General features: G+C 39.6%; 4 protein-coding genes. All 4 read right to left on the bottom strand.

Annotated elements, in window-relative coordinates; all coding sequences use genetic code 11:
• Nucleotides 1–13 precede the first annotated feature (13 nt).
• Nucleotides 14–1,171, bottom strand: a complete 1,158-nt coding sequence (locus tag V7164_RS12155; RefSeq protein ID WP_335354218.1) for an acetylornithine transaminase — start codon at nucleotides 1,169–1,171, stop codon at nucleotides 14–16.
• Nucleotides 1,168–1,941, bottom strand: a complete 774-nt coding sequence (argB, locus tag V7164_RS12150) for an acetylglutamate kinase (RefSeq protein WP_335354217.1) — start codon at nucleotides 1,939–1,941, stop codon at nucleotides 1,168–1,170. The genes V7164_RS12155 and argB overlap by 4 nt, the downstream gene beginning before the upstream one ends.
• 12 nt (nucleotides 1,942–1,953) lie before the next feature.
• The gene (gene argJ / locus V7164_RS12145; protein ID WP_335354216.1) at nucleotides 1,954–3,186 is read right to left on the bottom strand and encodes a bifunctional ornithine acetyltransferase/N-acetylglutamate synthase; all 1,233 of its coding nucleotides are present in this window, start codon (nucleotides 3,184–3,186) and stop codon (nucleotides 1,954–1,956) included.
• 13 nt (nucleotides 3,187–3,199) lie between these two features.
• A partial coding sequence (gene argC, locus V7164_RS12140) for an N-acetyl-gamma-glutamyl-phosphate reductase (RefSeq protein WP_335354215.1) occupies nucleotides 3,200–4,278 on the bottom strand: 1,079 nt, incomplete at its 5' end.

Genomic DNA, 4,278 nt, shown 5'->3' with positions numbered 1-4,278 from the left:
AAAAATTATCAACCTATACGGCTGTTTTAGAGAATTTTTTTATTACTGTTTTAATTATATTTACTGCTTCATCCATTTCGGAAATTGATACCGTTAAAGGCGGCAAAAGCCGTAATACATTACTGCCTGCTGGCAGGGCTAACAATCCATTTTCCCTAAGTTCCTTTAATAAAACAGGCAAATCAATAGACGTTTCAATTCCGAACATGAAGCCAAGATTTCTAATTTCATTAATCTCTTCTAATGAACCTAAATCACTGCATATTTTCTTTAACAGATATTGACTGTTGTTTAGGACATTCTGTAAAAATTCCTCTTGAAATATAGTTTCCATTGTAGCAATAGCCGCAGCAACTGAAAGGGGATTTCCGCCAAAGGTTGACCCATGGCTTCCAGGTCCAAAGACTGTTTCTAGTTCCTTTCTCCCGATTACTGCTCCAATTGGCAAGCCATTTCCTAACCCTTTCGCAGAGGTGACAATATCAGGTGTTAAGTTAAATTGCTGAAATGCAAACGGTGCACCTGTCCGCCCAATCCCAGTTTGAATTTCGTCAATAATGAAAAGGGCATTATACTCTTTACATAATTCCTGAACACCCTGTAAAAACTCTTGCTTTCCAATATGAATTCCGCCCTCACCTTGAACAACTTCAAGCATTATGGCAGCTGTTTCGTTATCCATCGCCTCTTTAAATCCATCTAAATCATTAAAAGGCAAGTAGACAAATGTTTCAAGCATAGGACCAAAACCGGTTTTTATTTTATCCTGTCCTGTTGCCGACATGGTGGCAAAAGTCCGTCCATGGAAAGAATTCGTAAAGGTAATGATTTTCTTTCGGCCAGTAGCTTTTCTAGCGAGCTTAATTGCCGCTTCATTCGCTTCAGCACCACTGTTTGAAAAAAATACTAAATCCATCTTAGCACCTTCAGCTAGCAGTTTTGCAGCCTTCTCTTGCTCCCCTTGAATAAATAAATTGGAAACATGCCAGAATCGGTCCAGTTGGCTGCTGATTGCTTTTTGCACGACCTCAGGGCGATGGCCTAGATTGCAAACTCCAATTCCTGCTGTAAAATCCAAATATCTTTTTCCGTTTTTATCTATCATTACACAGCCTTCTGCCTGCTCTGGCTCAACGTCCCAACGGGCATATGTCGGAAATAAATGGCTCATTTTAATACCCTCTCTTTGGCATTGATTTCTGTTCCAATCCATTGTAAACCATCAAAAAATCTCTTTTTTCCTGAAACAATCATCACACTTTTTATTCCTTTTTCGATAGAGGCTACAGCTGATTTAACCTTGGGAATCATTCCGCCAGTGATTTGTCCTTCATTAATGTATCTATCTATCTCTTCAGTATTTGTTTGAAGCACGATGTTGCCATCAATCATAATCCCATCTACATCTGTGACAAAAATACAATGTTCAACCTCTAATGCATTTGCTACAGCTGCTGCAGCAAAATCGGCATTTATATTTAGCTTTGCTCCATCTTCGGTAACTGCAATTGGCGTAATGACAGGAATAAATCGGTCTTGCAAAAGCATGGTGATTACCTCTTTGTTCACCTTCGTAACATCACCGACAAATCCAAGCTGCTCCTTGTCAAGAAACTCCCCTTGCAAGACCCCTCCGTCACTTCCATTTAAACCAAAACCCTTTAATCCATAAGACTGGAGTTTAGCTACTAGTTTTCTGTTTGTCTGACCAGACAAAACCATTTCGACAATTTCAAGAGCTTGTGAAGTTGTCTTACGAAGCCCTTGAACAAATTCATGAGGGACCTGAAAAAGATCAAGCATTTTATTAATATCAGGTCCTCCCCCGTGTACGAATATAAGCTGGTAGCCTTGTTTTTCTAACTCTATTAAACTTTCAAAAAATATTGGGGTTAGTTCATCCATCACACTTCCACCGCATTTAATAACGATTGTTTTCATGTGACTTCCCCCTTACGAACGGTAACTTGCATTAATTTTGACGTAATCATAGCTTAAGTCACAGCCCCAGGCCTTACCTGCTCCAGTTCCTTGGTGAAGATCAACATAAATATGAATTGTTTGGCTGCGCAAATATTCGCTTGCCTCTTCTTCTGAAAATGGCTGTGGCTCACTATTCTTAAGCATTGTAACTGGCCCAATCGTAATGTCGACAGTATTAGGGTTTATACGAACCTTTGACTGACCTATAGCTCCGATGATTCTTCCCCAGTTAGCATCTTCTCCATATACTGCTGTTTTCACAAGGTTTGACCCTACAATTTGCTTAGCTACTTGTCGTGCCTCAAGATCACTTTCTGCACCTTTTACATCCACTTCAATTAATTTCGTTGCCCCTTCGCCGTCTTTCGCGATTTGCTTTGCTAGGCTTTCACATGTCTTCGAAAGTAGTTGCACAAACTTTCCCCAATCAGGGTGATTAGGTGTTAATGACTTATTTCCGGCCATTCCATTGGCCATTACAAGAACCATATCATTTGTCGATGTATCCCCATCAACTGTTATTTGATTAAATGTCGTATCTGTAACAAGCCCTAGAGCAGCTTGAAGATGTTCACTTTCAATATGAGCATCTGTAGTTATAAAGCCTAGCATTGTAGCCATATTCGGATTGATCATCCCAGAGCCTTTAGCCGCCCCGCCCATTGAAATCGTTAAACCATCAATAACTGCGCTGTAGCAACAATTCTTCATCACAATATCTGTAGTTAGAATCGCTGTTTGAAAGTCCTCACCATGCTTAGAGTCGTTATCCGGCTGTAAATTCTGAATCCCGATTTCAAGCTTATCCATTGGCAAATACTCACCAATAACTCCCGTTGATGCGACTGCTACGTAGTGCTCCTTTAATCCAAATTTTTCTGCTGTCCATTTTCTCATTTGGAAAGCGTCTTTTATTCCTTTTTCCCCGGTACAAGCATTTGCACAAGCACTATTAACAACCACTGCTTGCAGCATTTTCTCCACTTCAATGCTTTCTTGTGTTACTTTTAATGGTGCTGCCTGAAAATGGCTAGTCGTATAAACAGCAGCGCAATTTGCTGGAATTTCGCTAATAATAATCCCTAGATCTTTTTTTGAATACCTTAAACCTGCATGCACCCCGGAAGTATTAAATCCTTTTGGAGAAATGATACTTCCTCCTTTAACCTCTTTTATGGATACAGATTGAGTAACAGCTTGCATTTCTTCTTCCTCCTTATGGATACATTGGCATAAAATCTAAACCTGCCGTTTCTTCAAAACCACAGATAATATTTGCATTTTGCACAGCCTGCCCTGCTGCACCCTTCATTAAATTATCAATAACAGAAATAATCGTTAATCTTCCGGTCCTTGGATCGACATGAAGACCAATATCACAGTAGTTGGAGCCAGCCACCTCTTTTACCGATGGAAATGTATTTTCCGGCCTAATGCGAATGAACGGATTTTCACGGTAAGTTTCGTTATACAACTCTAGCAGTTGGGAGGTATTTAGATCTGCTGATAATTGAGCATAGGCTGTGATCATGATTCCTCTCGTAATTGGCAATAGATGTGTTGTAAAGGTAATTGGACTTATATCGTTATTCCATCTTGAAAGCTGTTTCTCAATTTCAGGCGTATGCTGGTGTTCATTAACCTTATAAACTCTAAAGTTCTCATTTGCCTCTGAAAAACTAGTATTTCGGGCTAATGATCTGCCGGCACCTGATACTCCTGATTTGGCATCGACTATAATACTCGATGGATTAATCAGCTTTTCTTTTACGACTGGGGCCAGGCCCAATAGTGTAGCAGTCGGGTAACATCCAGGATTGGCGATTAATCTGGAAGCTCTAATCTCTTCTTTGTACCATTCTGAAAGTCCATAGACGGCTTTGGCAGACAAAGATTCATTTACAGGTTCATGTTTGTACCATGCCTTATATGTCTCTGCTGGTAATCTTAAATCGCCAGATAGATCAATAACGGTTATATTCTTATTTTCAAAATCAGCAGCTAAATGTCCGGAAATTCCCGATGGCGTAGCAAGAAAAACTATATCTGATTGTTCAGCGATCATACTTGAATTAATGTTTTGCAAGTTGTCACCAATGATTTCAAAGAGGTGGGGATATTCTTTCCAAATCGGGATATCTTTCTTAGATGAGTGGATTGATTGTATTTTAAATTCAGGATGCCTATGTAATATCCTCAGCAGCTCTGCTCCCCCATATCCCGTTGTTCCAATAATTGAAACGTTCATAGCTTCTCCCTTCATTAACCATATTGTATATTTAATCATTTTTTTTT

The sequence above is a fragment of the Bacillus sp. JJ1474 genome, from assembly GCF_036965225.1.
Classification (GTDB): domain Bacteria; phylum Bacillota; class Bacilli; order Bacillales; family Cytobacillaceae; genus Cytobacillus.
This window is presented reverse-complemented; position numbering and strand designations above follow the sequence as displayed.

Bases quoted from the DNA above. Each gene is read 5' to 3' on its own strand.
- V7164_RS12155 (WP_335354218.1), bottom strand. From the start codon at position 1,171: ATGAGCCATTTATTTCCGACATATGCCCGTTGGGACGTTGAGCCAGAG.
- argB (WP_335354217.1), bottom strand. From the start codon at position 1,941: ATGAAAACAATCGTTATTAAATGCGGTGGAAGTGTGATGGATGAACTA.
- argJ (WP_335354216.1), bottom strand. From the start codon at position 3,186: ATGCAAGCTGTTACTCAATCTGTATCCATAAAAGAGGTTAAAGGAGGA.